Origin of the sequence: Pseudomonas sp. NY11955, assembly GCF_048068035.1 — a bacterium.
Taxonomy (GTDB): domain Bacteria; phylum Pseudomonadota; class Gammaproteobacteria; order Pseudomonadales; family Pseudomonadaceae; genus Aquipseudomonas.
The window spans coordinates 36437-51733 of record NZ_JBLUPS010000014.1 but is presented as its reverse complement, the minus strand read 5'-3'; the positions used below and the strand labels follow the sequence as shown (position 1 = coordinate 51733).

Genomic DNA, 15297 nt, shown 5'->3' with positions numbered 1-15297 from the left:
TTTTTTGAACTACCGCTCAGTGCGCCGCCTCCCAGCTAAGAGACTGCCAGCCGCCCGGAGCCCGCCATGGCCAAGCCCCTGCAGGAATATGCACGCAAGCGCGATTTCAACGCCACGCCCGAGCCTAGCGGCAAGCGCAGCGGTGCCAAGCGGGAACATGCGCTGCAATTTTGCATCCAGAAGCACGATGCCAGCCACCTGCACTACGATTTGCGCCTGGAGCTCGATGGCACCTTGAAAAGCTGGGCGATCCCCAAGGGGCCGTCGCTCGACCCCAAGGTCCGCCGCCTGGCCGTGCACGTGGAAGATCATCCGCTGGACTATGCCAACTTCGAGGGGCACATCCCCGAAGGCCATTATGGTGCAGGTGATGTGATCGTCTGGGACCGTGGTCTATGGGTGCCCGAAGGCGATGCGCAGGCGGCGTACGCCAAAGGCAAGCTGCGTTTCCGCTTGCAGGGTGAAAAGCTCAGCGGCGTATGGAACCTGTTTCGCACCCATCTGGCCGGCAAGCAAGAGCAATGGATGCTGGTCAAGTCGCACGATGGCCAGGCGCGCAGCGAAGCTGATTACAGCATCGTCGAAGCCCAGCCCGACAGCGTGCTCAGCGACCGCACGCTGGTGCCACGCAAACCCGCTGCAAAAAAAGCCGACACCCCGCGCGCCAGCCGCAGTCGCACCGGCAAAGGCCAGAGCGCGCCGCTGCCAGCACAGCTACAGCCGCAGTTGGCAACATTGGTGGACTCCCCACCCAGCGGCGACTGGCGCTACGAGGTCAAGTTCGACGGCTACCGTATCCTGGCCCGTATCGAGGGTAAAGACATCCGCCTGTTCACCCGCAACGGCCATGACTGGAGCAGCAAGATGCCCCGGCAGGTCGCCGCCTTGCGCGCCTTGGGCATCGATTCGGCCTGGCTCGATGGCGAGATGGTGGTGGTCGATGACAAGGGTGTGGCGGATTTTCAGGCGTTGCAGAACGCCTTTGATACCGAGCAAGACGAACACATTACCTATTACCTGTTCGACCTGCCGTTCCTCGGCGGCCAGGACCTGCGCCAAGAACCGCTGCAGAACCGCCGCGCTACGTTGCGCCAACTGCTTGAGCACCATGATTCGGACGTACTCAAGTACTCCGCCGACTTTGACCAGCCCGTCGAGTCCCTGCTCGACAGCGCCTGCCGGCTGCAGCTGGAAGGCCTGATAGGCAAACGTGCTGATAGCCACTACAGCGGCCGTCGCAGCCCTGAGTGGATCAAGCTCAAATGCAAGCGACGCCAGGAATTCGTGATCGTCGGCTACACCGACCCCAAAGGCAGCCGCAGCCGCTTCGGTGCCCTGCTGCTGGCCCTGCATGACAACGACAGTGGCGCGCTGCGCTATGCCGGCAAGGTCGGTACCGGCTTCAGCACAACGACCCTGGCCAGCATCCACGCGCGGCTCAAACCTCTGGAAGCCGCCAAGCCAGCCCTGAGCAGTCCGCCTAGCGGTGCTGAAACCCGTGGCGTGCACTGGCTGCAACCCCAACTGCTGGCTGAGGTCGCCTATGCCCAGATGACCCGTGACGGCATCGTGCGTCACGCGGTGTTCCATGGCCTGCGCGATGACAAGGCGGCAACCGCTATCGATCGGGAGTGCGTCATGCCCACCAAGACTGTGCCCAAACGCAAGCAGGCAAAGGCGCCCGAAGCCTTGGGCGAGCTGCGCCTGACCCATGCTGACAGGGTGGTCGACGCCACCGTTGGTGCTACCAAGCGTGAAGTCGCCGAGTACTACGCCGACATCAGCCAATGGATCCTGCCGCAGCTCAAGGGCCGGCCGGTGGCACTCGTGCGCGCACCAGGCGGCCTGACCGGCGAGCTGTTTTTCCAAAAGAACGCGGGTCAGCTGCACCTCCCCAATGTACTCAGCTACGAAAAGGCCGAGGCTGGCCAGGCGGCGATGGTGATCAACCGGCCGGACACCTTGCTGGGGGCCGTGCAGATGAACATGCTCGAACTGCACACCTGGAACGCCACGGACAAGGACTTCGACAGACCAGACCGTTTCGTGCTCGACCTGGACCCTGATCCGGCGCTGCCCTGGAAGGCCATGCGTGAGGCGACCCAACTGGCCCTCACCCTGCTTGACGAGCTGGGCCTGCAGGCGTTTCTGAAAACCAGCGGTGGCAAGGGTATCCACCTGGTGGTGCCGTTAACCCGCCGGGCTGGCTGGGACGAAGTCAAAGATTTCAGCCACGCCATCGTCAATTACCTGGCCAAGCTGTTTCCAGACCGCCTCAGCGCGGTGTCGGGGCCGAAGAACCGCGTAGGTCGGATCTTTATCGACTACCTGCGCAACGGCAAAGGTGCCACCACCGCGTGCGCCTATTCCCTGCGTGCCAGGGAGGGCTTGCCCGTTTCGGTACCCATCTGGCGCGAGGAGGTGGCTCAGCTCAAGGCCGCCAACCAATGGAACATCGACAATGTGCGCGAGCGCCTCGCAGCAGTCGATGACCCTTGGGCCGACATGCGCAAGGTACGCCAGTCCATCACTGCCCGCATGCGCAAGCAACTGGGCCTCGCGTGATGGTGCAACAGCGAATGGACAAGCGCCGGGAGACACGCCCATGAGCATCGTTCAGGACTTCAACCTGACCACCCTTGACCGTCTGTTACGCACGTTTGGCGCACGCCAGCAACCGCTTAACCTCGATACCCAGCTGCCACAGCTGATCCAGGCATTGCAAGCCGATCACCTGGACCTGCTGCCCTTGCCGGGTCAAGGCAACACCTTGCGCCGCTGGCAGACCTTGGCACGGGTGGCGGGTTGTGACCTGGCGCTGGTCAAACTGTATGAAGGCCACACAGATGCCCTGGCGATCCTCGCCGAGTGCGGTGCCGCGCACCAGGCCATGGACGGCATCTGGGGCGTGTGGGCCGCCGAACCGCCTGAAGCCCGCGCGCGGATCACGGCACGTGAAGGTGATCAGGTGCGTCTGAACGGCCGCAAAGCCTGGTGTTCGGGTGCCCTGCAGATCGACCGGGCGCTGATCACCGCCTGGGATGAGGCGGACCAACCACAGCTGGTGGCTATCGAACTGTCGCTACCGAGCCAGGGTTTGCACATCGAGCACTGGCAAGCGGTAGGCATGGCCACGACCGCTAGCGTCGACGTGGCGTTCAACAACACGCCAGGCACGCTTATCGGCAAGCCAGGCCAATACCTTGCACGCCCTGGCTTCTGGCACGGCGGTGCGGGTATCGCCGCCTGCTGGTACGGCGCAGCCGAGGCGCTGGCGGACTACCTGCGCGAACACTGCCGCAGGCCCCGTCCCGACCCTCATGCCGATGCGCATCTGGGGGCCGTGGATGCTGCTTTGTACGGTGCCCGCGCAGCGCTGCGTGAATGTGCTGCCTGGATTGACCGGCAACCTGGAGCAGATGCCAGTTTGGAAGTGCGCCGTACCCGTGCCCAGGTCGAGCTGGCCGTGGAACAGGTGATCAGCCATGTCGGCCGTGCGCTGGGCGCCACCCCATTTTGCCGCAGCAGCCATTTTGCCCGCTTGAGCGCCGACCTGCCGGTATTCATCCGCCAGAGTCATGCCGAGCGTGACCTGGCACTACTGGGCCAGCAGTTGGCCCGCGTGCCGGCCGGAGCGTGGCAGCTATGAGCGAAAATTTGATTCAGTCCAGCCACGGCACGCCTTGGGCGTCGTGGCAACAAGCCGCGCACCTGGCGCGCGCCACCTGGCTCGATCCGCACCAGCTTTGCCCGCCCGGGCGTCGCCTCGTGTTGATTGCGCCGCACCCGGACGACGAAATCCTCATGGCTGGCGGCCTGTTGGCGGGGTTCCAGGGGCGCGAAGGTGAACTGGTGCTGATTTCCGCCACTGACGGTGAGGGCAGTCACCCAGGCTCCAAGCACTGGACCGAGCATCGTTTGCGCCGCCAACGCCCTCTGGAGAGCCGCCAGGCCCTGAAGCAGCTGGGGCTTGACCCCAACCAGCTGGATTGGCGCAGGCTGCATCTCAAGGACGGCCATTTGCCACGCGAGGAAGCGTTTCTGGTCAGCCACCTCACCCAGTTGCTGCGCCCCGACGACTTACTGATGGCCACCTGGCGTAATGACGGCCATTGCGATCACCAGGCCGTCGGCCGCGCAGCAGCGTACGCGGCGGCTGCCCGCCAAGTGCAGCTGGCCGAGGTACCGGTGTGGGCCTGGCACTGGGCTGAGCCTGACGACCCGCGCCTGCCATGGCCCCGTGCACACCGCCTGCAGCTCGATGAAAGCCGCCTGGCCCGCAAGCGCAAGGCGATGGCTGCCCACATCAGCCAACTGGAGCCGGACGATCAGCAGCCGCCAGTGCTGCCGCCCAGCCTGCTGGATTGCCTGCTGCAACCTTTTGAACTGGTATTCCTGTAGTGGAGTCATCATGAGCCTCGATGCGCAGTACTTCGCCGAACTGTACGCAACCAATGAAGACCCCTGGGCCTTCCGCTCGCGATGGTACGAGAAGCGCAAGCGCGAGCTGGTCATGGCCAGCCTGCCGCGCCAGTGTTATCAGCGCGTGTTCGAGCCAGCCTGTGGCAATGGCGAACTCAGTGCGCTGTTGGCCGAACGCTGCGCCGACCTGCTCTGCCAGGACCTGGACCCGACCGCAGTCGGCCTGGCCCGGGAGCGACTCGCACACGTGCACAATGCGACGGTGGAGTTGGCCCGGTTACCGGCGGACTGGCCGGGCGGGCGCTTTGACCTGATCGTGCTCAGCGAAGTGGGCTATTACCTCGACCCCACCGACTGGCTGCAAGTGATCGAGCAATCGGTGGCCAGCCTGACCTACGACGGGGGGCTGCTGGCGTGCCACTGGAAGCACCCCATCGTCGGTTGCCCGCAGGACGGGCGTGAAGTGCACCGCATGCTGGCCCGGCACCTGCACCTATACCAGCAGTTGCAGCATGAAGAAGCGGATTTTGTGCTGGAGTACTGGTCTGCCCAACCCAGCGTGGTAAACCTTGACGAGATCTGCCCATGATTGCCGTCGTTATCCCGGCGCATAACGAAGCCCGTCGCCTGGGGCGCTGCTTGCACGCGGTGTTGATAGCCGCCCTGCAAGCGCAGCAGTTTGGCCACCGGGTAGAGGTACTGGTGGTGCTTGACCGCTGCAGCGACGCCAGCGCCGTGGTAGCGCGGCGTTTTGGTGTACACCTGTTGAGGGTGGATGCCGGCAATGTCGGCATGGCCCGACGGGTCGGTGCCGCGCACATGGTCGAACGCGGTGCGCAGTGGTTGGCCTGCACCGATGCGGATAGCCGGGTACCCGCGCACTGGCTGATGTCGCAGCTGGCTTGCAGCGTTGAGGTGGTGTGCGGCACGGTGCATGTCGAGCACTGGCAACCCTGGCAGACCGCAGCGCTGCGCAAGCTGTACCAAAGCCGCTATGACGCGCGGGAAGACCATCGGCATGTGCACGGTGCGAACCTGGGGGTCTGTGTCGATGCCTACCAGCGTGTGGGTGGCTTCCAGCCCCTGCCGGCACATGAGGATGTGCAACTGGTCAACGACCTTCAGGCCAGCGGTGCACGGATCGTCTGGACCGCCAGGCATAGCGTGGCAACCAGCAGCCGGCGCGACAGCCGCGCCCGCGAGGGGTTTGCTGACTATTTGGCAGGTTTGCAGGCACACCTGCAGTAGCGGGCGGGCTGGGCCCAGTTTATCTACGAAGCCTTGCGTGGTTTTTTCGCCGGTTTCTTGCCACTCAGGCTGCGTTTGAGCAATTCGGTAAGGTCGAGGATGTCCGCCCCTTTCTCGGCGCCCGCAACGTCGCCCTTCTCCACCGCCTCGATCTTGCCCTTGCTGGCCTTCTCTTCCACCAGGTCCATGATGGTCTGGCGGAAAGCGTCCTGGTAATCCTCGGGCTTCCATGGCCCGCTCATGTCTTCCACCAGGCGCTTGGCCATGTCCAGCTCGCGCTTCTCCACCTTGCTGTCGGTCACGCTGCTGTCCAGTTCCAGCGTTTCCAGGCTGCGCACTTCTTCCGGCCAGCGCAAGGTGATCATCACCAGCGCATCCTCCAGCGGCCGCAGCAGTGCCAAGTGCTGCCGGGTGTGCAGTACCACGGTGGCCAGTGCCACCTTGCCGGTCTTGGCCAGCGTCTCGCGCAGCAAGGCATACACCTTGCCGCCACGGCGGTCGGGGGTGAGGTAGTACGGCGTATCGAAATGCTGCATGGGGATATCACCAGCATCGACAAAGGAAAAGATATCGATTGTTTGGGTCGCTTCGGGGCGCGCCTTGCGGATCTCTTCCTCACTGATCACCACGTAGCGGCCCTTCTCGAACTCCACGCCCTTGACGATGTTGTCCTTGTCTATTTCCTTGCCGGTGACCTTGTTGACGCGCTTGTAGCCCACCGGCTCCATGCTGCGCTTGTCGAGCCAGTCGAAATCCACACGCTCGGTGCGCACTGCGGTATTGAGGGCCACGGGGATGTGCACGAGGCCGAAACTGATGGCGCCTTTCCAGATTGCCCGAGCCATGAGGGTGCTCCCAAGATTGCCTGCCCATACCTGCACTGACTGCGGCGGGCGCCGATGGTTTCTCGGCTGGCTCGGACACCGACCAGCAGTCACACCTGGCTGAACAGCACCCGTTTGAACGCCTCGGCCGCCAGGTGCACCTGTACGGCCCAATCCTCAGCGGCATCGCTGCCGGCATCATCGGAAATGTATTTCAGGCACACGAACGGAATGCCTTCTTCGCGGGCGATCAATGCCAGTACATACGCTTCCATGTCGACCACGTCATAAGGCGCGTCGCCATGGTTGATCTCGAAGCTGTCACCGCTTCCACAGGTTTCCAAAGCCAGGCCGGGGATTGCCGCACCGTGCTCAAGCACCACCGGAGTATCCGACAAGGGCGTTTGGTAACGAGCAAAGCCCAGTGGGGTCACGTCCATGTCGCGTTGCACGAAGCTGTTACAGCACACCACCTCGCCCTTGCCATGGCGCTGGCTGCCAGCGGAGCCAAGGTTGACGATAAGCTTGGGCCGGCGCACAGCGATTGCTTTGGTCAGGGCAATTGCCGCATTGACCTTGCCAATGCCGGTGAACACGGTGTTCACCTCAGTGAATACATCGCCAGCTTCGGCCTCGAGGGCGAAAACGAATAGCGTGTCATTCAGGGAAATATCGGGGAATTGCTTGATCAGCATCATGGAGCAGGTGTTTCCGCGTGGCTACAAGGGGCGCGGCCATTGTCGGCCAACCCCCGCCAATTGCAAGCCTGGCAGCACCCTGCGCTCCCTTTTACTGATTGCAGTACCGGGTCGCCCCGGCACTGCGCGTCGGTCAATTACGAGCGACCGCCCTTGCGGCCCGACTCGCGATCGTGCGGCATGTTGCTGCCCGAAGACTGGCCGCCCTTGCGTCCGGCTTCAGAAGCCTTTTCACGGTCATTGGCGAAGTTGCCTGGGTTCTTGTTACCGCCCTGGCTGCCTGGTTGATTGCCGGTACGGCTGTTGTCTTTAGTGGCCATGGTGTTCAAACCTCATATGACTTCGGAATGCACGGCAATCTGCCGTACACAGATTCGGAGTTCGGCGATATCGGGGGATTCGTTTTATTGCGAAGGGTTCGGACCGGTGGCGTTAAATAAGCGGCAAGGTCATATTTGGCGCGCTTGTCAGTCGCGCGGCGGGCTCTCCATTCGCGCCTGTCGGCGGCCCAGCCAACCTCCGGTCGAGGCCCAGGCCAGGGCAATCAATGCGCCGATCAGCATCGCCAACTGCGGGTGTTCGCCCATCACATCCAGTGCACGCTTGACCCAGCCGCTCAGGGCATCGCCGCCGCGGTAAACCACGGTGTCGATGAAGTTCTTGGCCTTGTACTTGTCTTCGGCGGGCAGCACGGTGAACAGCATCTCCCGCCCTGGCCGCACCAGCGCATACTCGCCGGCGCGGCGCACTACCATGACGACAACGAACACGGCGAACACCGGCGTCAGCGCCAGCCACAGAAAACCCGCCGCCATCACCAGCGGCACCGCCACCAGCAATACCCCGACACCCAGCCGACGCGCCAGGCGCCCGGTAATGAATACCTGAGTGAGGATGGCCAGTGCCTGCACGATGGCGTCGATCAAGCCGAACACCTGGGTTTGCCGGGTGCGGTCGGTGAAGGTTTCGCTGACGATGCGCGCTTGCTCGAAATACAGGAAGGTGCTGACGCTGGCCAGCAGCACCACGAACAAAGCGATGCCCAGCAAGTACGGCGAGCGCAGTACGGACGTGGCACCGGCAAACGGGTTGCCGCCTAGTGGCCGCGAGCCTGGGCGTTCGGTTTGCGCCGGCAGCGGTTGGCGCGCTCGCCAACGTTGCAGGAAGAGGGTTGCGGCAATACCGCCCAACAGCAATGTCGCCGCCAGTACCAATAGCCCGGCGTGGCCCAGCGGTGCCACCAGCAAGGCGCCGAAAATGGGGCCACTAAGCCCGCCGAGGCTAGCCCCGGCTGCCAGCAGGCCGAACAAGCGCTTGCCTTGCTCGGTGGAAAACAGGTCAGCGAGCACGCTCCAGGCCAGTGAAATCGTCAGCAGGTTGAACACTGACAGCCAGATGTAGAAGGCCCGAGCAGTCCACAGGTCGTCCGGATCGCTGGCAAACAGTGCCGCGAACAACAACAGGTTGCTGGCGAAGAACCCGTAGGTCCAGGGCAGGATATGCCTGCGTTTTACCCTGGAGGCCAGCCAGCCGAACAGCGGCAGGCACGCCAGGGTGGCAACGAAGGTGCCAGTGAACAGCCATTGCAGGTTGTCCACGCCGCCGGCAACCCCCATGGTTTCGCGCACAGGGCGCAGCATGAAGTAACCGGTGAACAGCAGGTAAAACAGCAGCAAGCCGGCGATGACCGCCGGCCCTTCGCCGGGCTGGATGTTCAGCCCTCGGTCCAGGTGCCGCCGCCACGCATCCATGGTGTCAGGCAAACTGCTTGATCAGCGCCTGTTGCTGCGCCTGGGTGAGCATGGGCTCATGCCCGGCCTTGAGTTGGTCGAGTTGGCGATCGGGTCGGCCGGTGGCGGGAATGACCGTAGTCACTGCCGGGTGGCTGATGGCGAACTTCAAAAACAGCTGCGCCCAGCTGCCGATGCCCGCTTCGGCGGCCCAGCCCGGCAAGGCCTGGTCCTTGACCCGGGCGAACAGGCGGCCATCGTCGAAGGCCCGGTTGATCAGCACCGCAACGCCCTTGTCCTGGCATAGCGGCAGCAGTTCACGGGCGGCGTCGGGGGCGTTGACCGAGTAGTTGATCTGGATGAAGTCCAGCGGCTCGCTACGCACGATGCGGGCGACTTCGTCTTGGCCACTGTTCAGGTAATGGGTGATGCCGACATAGCGGGTCTTGCCTTGCTGTTTCAGCTCGCGGGCATAAGGCAGCTGGGTCTGCCAGTCACGCAGGTTGTGGATTTGCAGCAAGTCGACCCTGTCGGTGCGCAGGCTCTTGAGGCTGCCGGCCCACTGCGCTTGGGCCTCGGCCCGGCTGTCGGCGGCGATCTTGGTGGCGATGAAGCACTGCCGGTGCCAGCCGCCCTCTTCCAGCAACTGGCCAAGGATACTGTCGGCGCCGCCATAGTTGGGCGAGGTGTCGATTACCCGGCCACCACCCTCGAAAAACGCCTTGAGCACCGTTTTGAGCTGCTGATACTGGGCCGACCCGGTTTCCACCTCGAAACTGCCGGAGGTACCGGCGCCAATCACCGGCAAGGCTTCACCGCTGGACGGCACTTTGCGGGTCAGTAAACCCGCCGGGGTGGCGGCATGCAACCAGGGGCTGACAGCGGCCAGCACCCCCAATGTGGCACCTGCGCGTAGGACATCACGACGTGCGTACATGGAAAAGCTCCCGTCATGAAGCGGAAACTTTCAAGGCTAGCCGCCCTATCCCGTGTCGGCAGGTGTTTCTGTATCTGGATGTTTAGTAATCAGGCCTGTAACAGCTTGCTCAAGTCGACACCCAGCTCGCCCATCGGCGGGCACCAGTAGTAGCCACCGGTCAGTGGCCGGCTGAAGCGGTAAAGACCGTCGATGATGCCATCTTCCAGGCCGCTCATGCGTCGCAGCTGCACTTCGAACGCATCGAAGCTATGGCCCAGGGCGACAAAGGCCAGGCCGGCGCCGCGCGGGTCGGCCCAGGCCACCGAGCGACGGACCATGAACGCCTCGGGTTCGAAGCTTTCCTGGGCGGTGCGCTTGACGTGGGCGGACTCGGGCGCGTCGTCGAGCTCTTCGTTGTCGCTCAGGCGGCGGCCGATGATGTTGTCCTGGTCAGCCTGGGGCAGCGATTTGAAGTACTCCAGGTCATGCTTCCACAGTTGAAACGCTGCAAAGCTGGAACCATCGGCAGCAATGGCCGCCTGCACGGCATCTTCGTCCACCGGGTTTTCGGTGCCGTCTTCATAACCAGTCAGGTCATGGCCGCCACGGTGCAGGAAGCCATCAACGCTGTCCGCCAGGCGCAGGGCTGGAGCCAGTGCCAGCTCCAGGGCTTGGGCGCGCAACAGCAGGTCGCCACGTTCGTTACCACGCAGCCACAACCACAAGGCGTGCTGGGTGCTGGGGTTCTCCACTGCGGCATCCAGCAGCGGGAAGGCGCGCAGGCCTGGCACTTCACGGCCCAGGGCCTTGGCCAGCGGGGCACCGACACCAAGCAGCAGCTGTTCGCCATCGACCTGTGGCAGCAAGGCATCCAGGGCGGCAGGCAACGCCTCGGGCGACTGCAGGGTGAAGAACAGGTGGCGGGCGTGGGCCGGCACCGGGGTGGCAAGCAGACCTTGCTGGAACGGCATGACAGGCTAATCCTCGGTTAAAAGCGGAATGCTACTGCGCCTGCAGGCCCGCTGCAATGCGGCATGCAGCCTCCCCAGTCGGCGCGCTTGGTAACAAACGGTTACCAAGAGCTGGCCCTTTGCGATTAGCTATCAATCAGGGCCGACCTACACTGCTCGAGATCCTTCGCCCGAGAGACCGCCCATGACCGCCTCGCCCTTGCTCACTGCCTTTCTGCCGCTTGCCCTGGGCATCATCATGCTCGGTCTTGGGTTGTCGCTGACCCTGGCCGATTTCGCACGCGTGGTGAAGTACCCCAAGCCCGTGGTGGTAGGCCTGGCGTGCCAGATCGTGCTGTTGCCGCTGGTGTGTTTCCTGATCGCCAACGGCTTTGGCCTGGAATCGGCCCTGGCAGTGGGGCTGATGCTGCTGGCCGCTTCGCCGGGCGGCACCACGGCCAACCTGTTCAGCCACCTGGCCCATGGTGATGTGGCATTGAACATTACCCTGACGGCGGTCAACTCGCTGATCGCGATCCTGACCATGCCATTGCTGGTGAACCTGTCGCTGAGCTGGTTCATGGCTTCGGACCAGGTCATTCCGCTGCAGTTCGCCAAGGTCATGCAGGTGTTCGCCATTGTCTTGCTGCCGGTGGCGCTGGGCATGCTGATTCGCCATTTCGCCCCGGCGTTCGCTGCACGCATGGAAAAGCCCATGAAACTGGTGGCGGCGCTGTTCCTGGCCTTCACCATCGTCTTGGCATTGGCCAAGGACTGGCAGACGGTAGTCGAGTACGCGCCAGTGGTAGGCCTGGCCGCGCTGCTGTTCAACCTGCTTAGCCTGACGGTGGGCTATTGGGTGCCACGGCTGCTGAACATCCCCAAACGCCAGGCGATTGCCATCGGCATGGAGATCGGCATCCATAACGGGACCTTGGCCATTGCCCTGGCACTGAGCCCGTCGCTGCTGAACAACGCGACCATGGCGGTGCCGGCAGCGTTGTATAGCCTGATCATGTTCTTTACAGCGGCGGGGTTTGGCTGGTGGGTCAGCCGTGGGCAGGTGGCTGCACAGCCCAAGGGTGAGACAGTGAATTGACGCTGTCAGGCACCGTGCATGCAGTCACGACTGGCCGCGCTTGCTGCGCAACTGCTGTTTCAACACCTTCAACGGTGGCGCATAGAAGAAACCGAACGACACAGTCCCCGTGCGCCCCTTAACCGCATGGTGCAAGCGATGCGCCCGGTGCAGGCGTTTGAGGTAGCGGTTGACCGGCCGCGGCTTGCGCGGCCAATGCCGGTGAAAGAAGCCGTCGTGGGCCAGCACATACAACGCCCCGTACCCTGCCACGCCACCCCCTACCCACTGCAATGGCGCATAACCACTTTTGCCCAATGCCACCAGCGCCGTGGCGATCAACCCCAGGGCCAACAGGTACAGGTCGTTGGTTTCGAGCATGCCCAGTTGTGGCTCATGGTGCGAGCGGTGCAGCCACCAGCCCCAGCCATGCATGATGTACTTGTGAGCCAGCGTGCCAACGCCCTCCATGGCCACCAGGGTGCCGAACAAGATGGCGAGATTGAACAGCATGCAACGGTCCGGGTGATGACGAAGGAAGGCGCAAGGGTACCGGCTGCCCAGGTTTTTTTCCATGTGGGCGTGACCGGCTGCAGGCCATTCACCGATGAAGCCATTGTCATGTTTTGGCCCTTGACCTGCTCTGCCACGCGGCGTAAGGTCCGCGGCGCAATTTTGCCTTCCTCAACAGGAGACCTGCCTTGGACAGTAGCCCCAGTCGCTTGCGACAGGCCCACGTGGCGCGCTAGCCCGGCAGTGTCCTGCACTGTCTGGCCGCATTGGCAAGACGGTGGTTTCTTGTAACCCCGCATCTCCTCCCCTCCTCGTGGTCCTGCGCATTTTTCTGGTTTTTCAACCGCGCCAACTGATGGCGTTCATGCGGGCGTGTGCCCGCGGAAGAGGTTTGCTATGGATTGGAAAGTATTTCTGCTGCGCGTCAGCATTGCCCTGCTATTGGGGGCGTTGATCGGTGCCGAACGGCAATTGCGCCAGCGCCTGACCGGGCTGCGCACCAATGCGCTGGTCAGTACCGGTGCCTGCCTGTTCGTGCTGATGACCCAGGCGGTGCCAGGCATGATGCCTGCCGATGCGTCGCGCGTCGCGGCCTATGTCGTGTCGGGCATCGGCTTTCTGGGTGGTGGTGTGATCATGCGTGATGGTTTCAACGTGCGTGGTCTGAACACCGCGGCTACCTTGTGGTGCACGGCTGCAGTCGGCGTGCTGTGCAGCCTTGGGCTGCTGCTGGAGGCGACACTGGGTAGCCTGGTGGTGCTATGCGCCAATATCCTGTTGCGTGACATCGCCCAGCGCCTGGACCGTCAGGACGTGGTGCCGGCCAGTGAGGTGGAACAGCACTTCGAAGTACGCATCGTCTGCCGCGCCGAGGACGAGATCCAGGTGCGCAGCCTGATGCTGCACAGCCTGGGCGATCCGCAACTGCGGCTGCAGTCACTGCAAAGCGAAGACCTGAACGACCCTGCGCGCTTGGAAGTGCGCGCCGAACTGTTGGGCACAGCGCAGGCACCGGCGCAACTGGAGCGGCTGGTCAGCCGGGTCAGCCTGGTCAGCCTGGAAAAAGGAGTAAGCTCGGTGCGCTGGCAGTTACGGCCGCAGGTGTTGGCGGCGGACTAGAACGACAGGAGTGATGCATGCTTATCCGCCCTACAATTGAGCGCGACATTGAACGGTTACCGGGCGTCGAGCGTTCGGCTGCCCAGGCCTTTACCAACTGGCCGGCGCTAGCCTGGCTGGCGCAAGGCGTTGTGCTGGATTGCGCTGCCCACATGGCTTTCGTCGAGGCAGGTGGGAGTTGGGTGGCTGAAGATTCGGCTGGGCGCATTGTCGGTTTTGCGTGTGCCCGGCTTGCGGATCAAGCGCTGCACCTTCATGAGATATCGGTGTGCCAGGAGGTACAAGGGCAAGGCGTCGGGCGCCAGTTAATACAGCAAGTGGTCGATGCTGCGCGCTGCGCCGGTGTGAGCGAGTTGACGTTGACCACCTTTATCGATGTGCCCTGGAATGCGCCGCTCTATATGCGTTTGGGGTTTGAGGTGATCGACGAGGGGCTGCTGAGCGCGCGACTGCGGGAAATACTGGCCATTGAGCATGCACACGGCCTGCATGGGCGTTGTGCGATGCGACTGTGCCTTGTGGTTTAGGTCACGGGGCTGCTTTGCAGCCCATTCGCAGCACAAGGCTGCTCCTACAGAGGGGCGCGTTCGTAGCATGAGCAACCTGCGAAATATCGTTCAGCGCCGCTTGTTCAATCGCCAGCGGCGGGCAAGCTCGCCCTGCAGTGTGCCAAGGCCTCGTCACGTTCTTTCAGACGTTGTTCAAGCTGCTGCAACTGGCGAGCCTGGTCGGCGCACAGGTCGCGCCTGTGCTCCAGGCTCTGCGCTTGCACATCCAGCTGTCGGCGCAATTCCTCGCTGGCGCCCTGGGCCTGGGCCAGGATCGTGCGCAGGCCCTGGATTTGTGCATCGCGCTGCTCCAGCAACTCGTCCTGCGCCCGACACTCACTGGCGGCCTGGCGGTGCTCACCCAACAAGCGCTCGTTGTCGCGGTGCAAACGGGTCAGTTCGTCCTGCTTGACGATCATGCTCTGCTGCAACTGGCGAACTTCAACCTGCATCTGCTGCAACTGCGCTTCGTGGCGGCGCTGTTCCTGCTCGCGCTGTTCGCGGCTGGCATTGCGGTAGTGCTCCAGGGCATCGCGGGCATGGCGGTGCTTGTCTTCCAGCGACTTGACCTGCTCGTCCTTGTCGCTCAGGCGCACCTGCAATTCGCCCAGCGACTGGTTGAGGCTGGCACTGCGCAGCTGTTCGGCCTGCAGCGTGCTTTGTGTGGACAGCAATTTTTCTGTCTCGGCGGCCAAGGCTGCCGCATCGATCTTGTGTTGCTGATGCGCTGCAGCCAGGGCCTGCTGGGCGATTTCCAATTGTGCCTCAAGTTGTTCCCGCTGCTGGGTGAAGGTGCTTTCGGCCTGCTCGATCTTCAGGTCGGCCTCGTCCTGCAACTGAGTCGCCAGCTGCCCCACCAAGCGGCTCAGCACATCGCTCAGCGCGACGCCCCCTTCGGAGGCCACCGGCTGCTGGCCGTTCAACTCTTTCAAGTAGCGGTGAATCGTGGTCTTGGAGCCGGTATTGCCCAACTCAATACGTATGGCATCGATGCTGGGGTTCTCGCCCCGGGCAATCAGCGCCTGACGCGCCTGCTGCACTACCACCTTGTTGATACCGCCCCGGGCCATGCTTGCTCCTACAATTTCGTACTGTGTTATGTAACATGTAATTACGTACCAATTATGGCGATTCGATGACGCAGCTGCAAACATTTCCTGAGGTGGAATAATCACGGCTTATCGCATGTCATAGGCTAAATCGGCAAGAAGATCGCCAATGGCCGTACGGAGCGCTTGCAACTAAAGG

Annotated in this window: 15 protein-coding genes and 1 pseudogene; 8 read left to right on the top strand and 8 right to left on the bottom strand. The window is 63.0% G+C overall.

The genetic code is table 11. From position 1 onward, the window contains the following. Nucleotides 1-66: 66 nt before the first annotated feature. The 5 genes from ligD to ACNFBR_RS22790 are packed head-to-tail and all read left to right on the top strand — an operon-like array spanning nucleotide 67 to nucleotide 5670. Complete coding sequence (ligD, locus tag ACNFBR_RS22810; RefSeq protein ID WP_416736903.1) at nucleotides 67-2565, top strand: DNA ligase D; 2499 nt, start codon at nucleotides 67-69, stop codon at nucleotides 2563-2565. Nucleotides 2566-2605: 40 nt separating this feature from the next. Next, nucleotides 2606-3649: an acyl-CoA dehydrogenase gene (locus tag ACNFBR_RS22805; RefSeq protein WP_416736902.1), complete on the top strand. Its 1044-nt coding sequence runs from the start codon at nucleotides 2606-2608 to the stop codon at nucleotides 3647-3649. Continuing rightward, nucleotides 3646-4401: a PIG-L deacetylase family protein gene (locus ACNFBR_RS22800; protein WP_416736901.1), complete on the top strand. Its 756-nt coding sequence runs from the start codon at nucleotides 3646-3648 to the stop codon at nucleotides 4399-4401. The genes ACNFBR_RS22805 and ACNFBR_RS22800 overlap by 4 nt, the downstream gene beginning before the upstream one ends. A gap of 10 nt (nucleotides 4402-4411) precedes the next feature. Then, nucleotides 4412-5011 (top strand): class I SAM-dependent methyltransferase, encoded by a 600-nt coding sequence (locus ACNFBR_RS22795; protein ID WP_416736900.1) that lies wholly within the window; start codon nucleotides 4412-4414, stop codon nucleotides 5009-5011. After that, the gene (locus ACNFBR_RS22790) at nucleotides 5008-5670 is read left to right on the top strand and encodes a glycosyltransferase (RefSeq protein ID WP_416736899.1); all 663 of its coding nucleotides are present in this window, start codon (nucleotides 5008-5010) and stop codon (nucleotides 5668-5670) included. The genes ACNFBR_RS22795 and ACNFBR_RS22790 overlap by 4 nt, the downstream gene beginning before the upstream one ends. Nucleotides 5671-5693: 23 nt before the next feature. On the opposite strand, the gene ACNFBR_RS22785 is transcribed toward ACNFBR_RS22790, so the two are convergent. From ACNFBR_RS22785 to ACNFBR_RS22760, 6 genes and pseudogenes are all read right to left on the bottom strand, one after another. Continuing rightward, nucleotides 5694-6515, bottom strand: coding sequence for a Ku protein (locus ACNFBR_RS22785; protein ID WP_416736898.1), 822 nt, complete (start codon nucleotides 6513-6515; stop codon nucleotides 5694-5696). An 89-nt stretch (nucleotides 6516-6604) separates the two neighbouring features. Further along, the gene (locus ACNFBR_RS22780; RefSeq protein ID WP_416736897.1) at nucleotides 6605-7192 is read right to left on the bottom strand and encodes a nucleosidase; all 588 of its coding nucleotides are present in this window, start codon (nucleotides 7190-7192) and stop codon (nucleotides 6605-6607) included. A gap of 137 nt (nucleotides 7193-7329) precedes the next feature. After that, nucleotides 7330-7455 (bottom strand): annotated as a pseudogene (locus ACNFBR_RS22775) (general stress protein); the annotation flags it as partial. Between the two features lie 204 nt (nucleotides 7456-7659). Then, nucleotides 7660-8943 carry an NTP/NDP exchange transporter gene (locus tag ACNFBR_RS22770; protein ID WP_416736896.1) on the bottom strand — a complete coding sequence of 428 codons (1284 nt, stop codon included), beginning with the start codon at nucleotides 8941-8943 and terminating at the stop codon, nucleotides 7660-7662. A gap of 4 nt (nucleotides 8944-8947) precedes the next feature. After that, entirely contained in the window at nucleotides 8948-9859 is a 912-nt protein-coding gene (locus tag ACNFBR_RS22765; RefSeq protein WP_416736895.1) for an aldo/keto reductase, read from the bottom strand. Nucleotides 9860-9948: 89 nt separating this feature from the next. After that, nucleotides 9949-10812 carry a Dyp-type peroxidase gene (locus tag ACNFBR_RS22760; RefSeq protein ID WP_416736894.1) on the bottom strand — a complete coding sequence of 288 codons (864 nt, stop codon included), beginning with the start codon at nucleotides 10810-10812 and terminating at the stop codon, nucleotides 9949-9951. 184 nt (nucleotides 10813-10996) lie between these two features. Between ACNFBR_RS22760 and ACNFBR_RS22755 the strand changes: the two genes are divergently transcribed. After that, nucleotides 10997-11890, top strand: coding sequence for a bile acid:sodium symporter family protein (locus ACNFBR_RS22755; RefSeq protein ID WP_416736893.1), 894 nt, complete (start codon nucleotides 10997-10999; stop codon nucleotides 11888-11890). Nucleotides 11891-11914: 24 nt separating this feature from the next. On the opposite strand, the gene ACNFBR_RS22750 is transcribed toward ACNFBR_RS22755, so the two are convergent. Further along, nucleotides 11915-12382, bottom strand: coding sequence for a sterol desaturase family protein (locus ACNFBR_RS22750; protein WP_416736892.1), 468 nt, complete (start codon nucleotides 12380-12382; stop codon nucleotides 11915-11917). Between the two features lie 396 nt (nucleotides 12383-12778). Between ACNFBR_RS22750 and ACNFBR_RS22745 the strand changes: the two genes are divergently transcribed. Both ACNFBR_RS22745 and ACNFBR_RS22740 read left to right on the top strand, forming a co-directional pair. Next, nucleotides 12779-13501, top strand: a complete 723-nt coding sequence (locus tag ACNFBR_RS22745; RefSeq protein ID WP_416736891.1) for an MgtC/SapB family protein — start codon at nucleotides 12779-12781, stop codon at nucleotides 13499-13501. Nucleotides 13502-13518: 17 nt separating this feature from the next. Continuing rightward, complete coding sequence (locus tag ACNFBR_RS22740; protein ID WP_416736890.1) at nucleotides 13519-14028, top strand: GNAT family N-acetyltransferase; 510 nt, start codon at nucleotides 13519-13521, stop codon at nucleotides 14026-14028. 104 nt (nucleotides 14029-14132) lie between these two features. Here the strand turns inward: ACNFBR_RS22740 and ACNFBR_RS22735 are convergent, their stop codons facing one another. Beyond that, complete coding sequence (locus ACNFBR_RS22735) at nucleotides 14133-15119, bottom strand: DNA-binding protein (protein ID WP_416736889.1); 987 nt, start codon at nucleotides 15117-15119, stop codon at nucleotides 14133-14135. Nucleotides 15120-15297 lie beyond the last annotated feature (178 nt).

Bases quoted from the DNA above. Each gene is read 5' to 3' on its own strand.
- ACNFBR_RS22795 (WP_416736900.1), top strand. From the start codon at position 4,412: ATGAGCCTCGATGCGCAGTACTTCGCCGAACTGTACGCAACCAATGAA.
- ACNFBR_RS22805 (WP_416736902.1), top strand. From the start codon at position 2,606: ATGAGCATCGTTCAGGACTTCAACCTGACCACCCTTGACCGTCTGTTA.
- ACNFBR_RS22790 (WP_416736899.1), top strand. From the start codon at position 5,008: ATGATTGCCGTCGTTATCCCGGCGCATAACGAAGCCCGTCGCCTGGGG.
- ACNFBR_RS22760 (WP_416736894.1), bottom strand. From the start codon at position 10,812: ATGCCGTTCCAGCAAGGTCTGCTTGCCACCCCGGTGCCGGCCCACGCC.
- ACNFBR_RS22745 (WP_416736891.1), top strand. From the start codon at position 12,779: ATGGATTGGAAAGTATTTCTGCTGCGCGTCAGCATTGCCCTGCTATTG.
- ACNFBR_RS22750 (WP_416736892.1), bottom strand. From the start codon at position 12,382: ATGCTGTTCAATCTCGCCATCTTGTTCGGCACCCTGGTGGCCATGGAG.
- ACNFBR_RS22770 (WP_416736896.1), bottom strand. From the start codon at position 8,943: ATGGATGCGTGGCGGCGGCACCTGGACCGAGGGCTGAACATCCAGCCC.
- ACNFBR_RS22735 (WP_416736889.1), bottom strand. From the start codon at position 15,119: ATGGCCCGGGGCGGTATCAACAAGGTGGTAGTGCAGCAGGCGCGTCAG.
- ACNFBR_RS22765 (WP_416736895.1), bottom strand. From the start codon at position 9,859: ATGTACGCACGTCGTGATGTCCTACGCGCAGGTGCCACATTGGGGGTG.
- ACNFBR_RS22740 (WP_416736890.1), top strand. From the start codon at position 13,519: ATGCTTATCCGCCCTACAATTGAGCGCGACATTGAACGGTTACCGGGC.
- ACNFBR_RS22780 (WP_416736897.1), bottom strand. From the start codon at position 7,192: ATGATGCTGATCAAGCAATTCCCCGATATTTCCCTGAATGACACGCTA.
- ACNFBR_RS22785 (WP_416736898.1), bottom strand. From the start codon at position 6,515: ATGGCTCGGGCAATCTGGAAAGGCGCCATCAGTTTCGGCCTCGTGCAC.
- ligD (WP_416736903.1), top strand. From the start codon at position 67: ATGGCCAAGCCCCTGCAGGAATATGCACGCAAGCGCGATTTCAACGCC.
- ACNFBR_RS22800 (WP_416736901.1), top strand. From the start codon at position 3,646: ATGAGCGAAAATTTGATTCAGTCCAGCCACGGCACGCCTTGGGCGTCG.
- ACNFBR_RS22755 (WP_416736893.1), top strand. From the start codon at position 10,997: ATGACCGCCTCGCCCTTGCTCACTGCCTTTCTGCCGCTTGCCCTGGGC.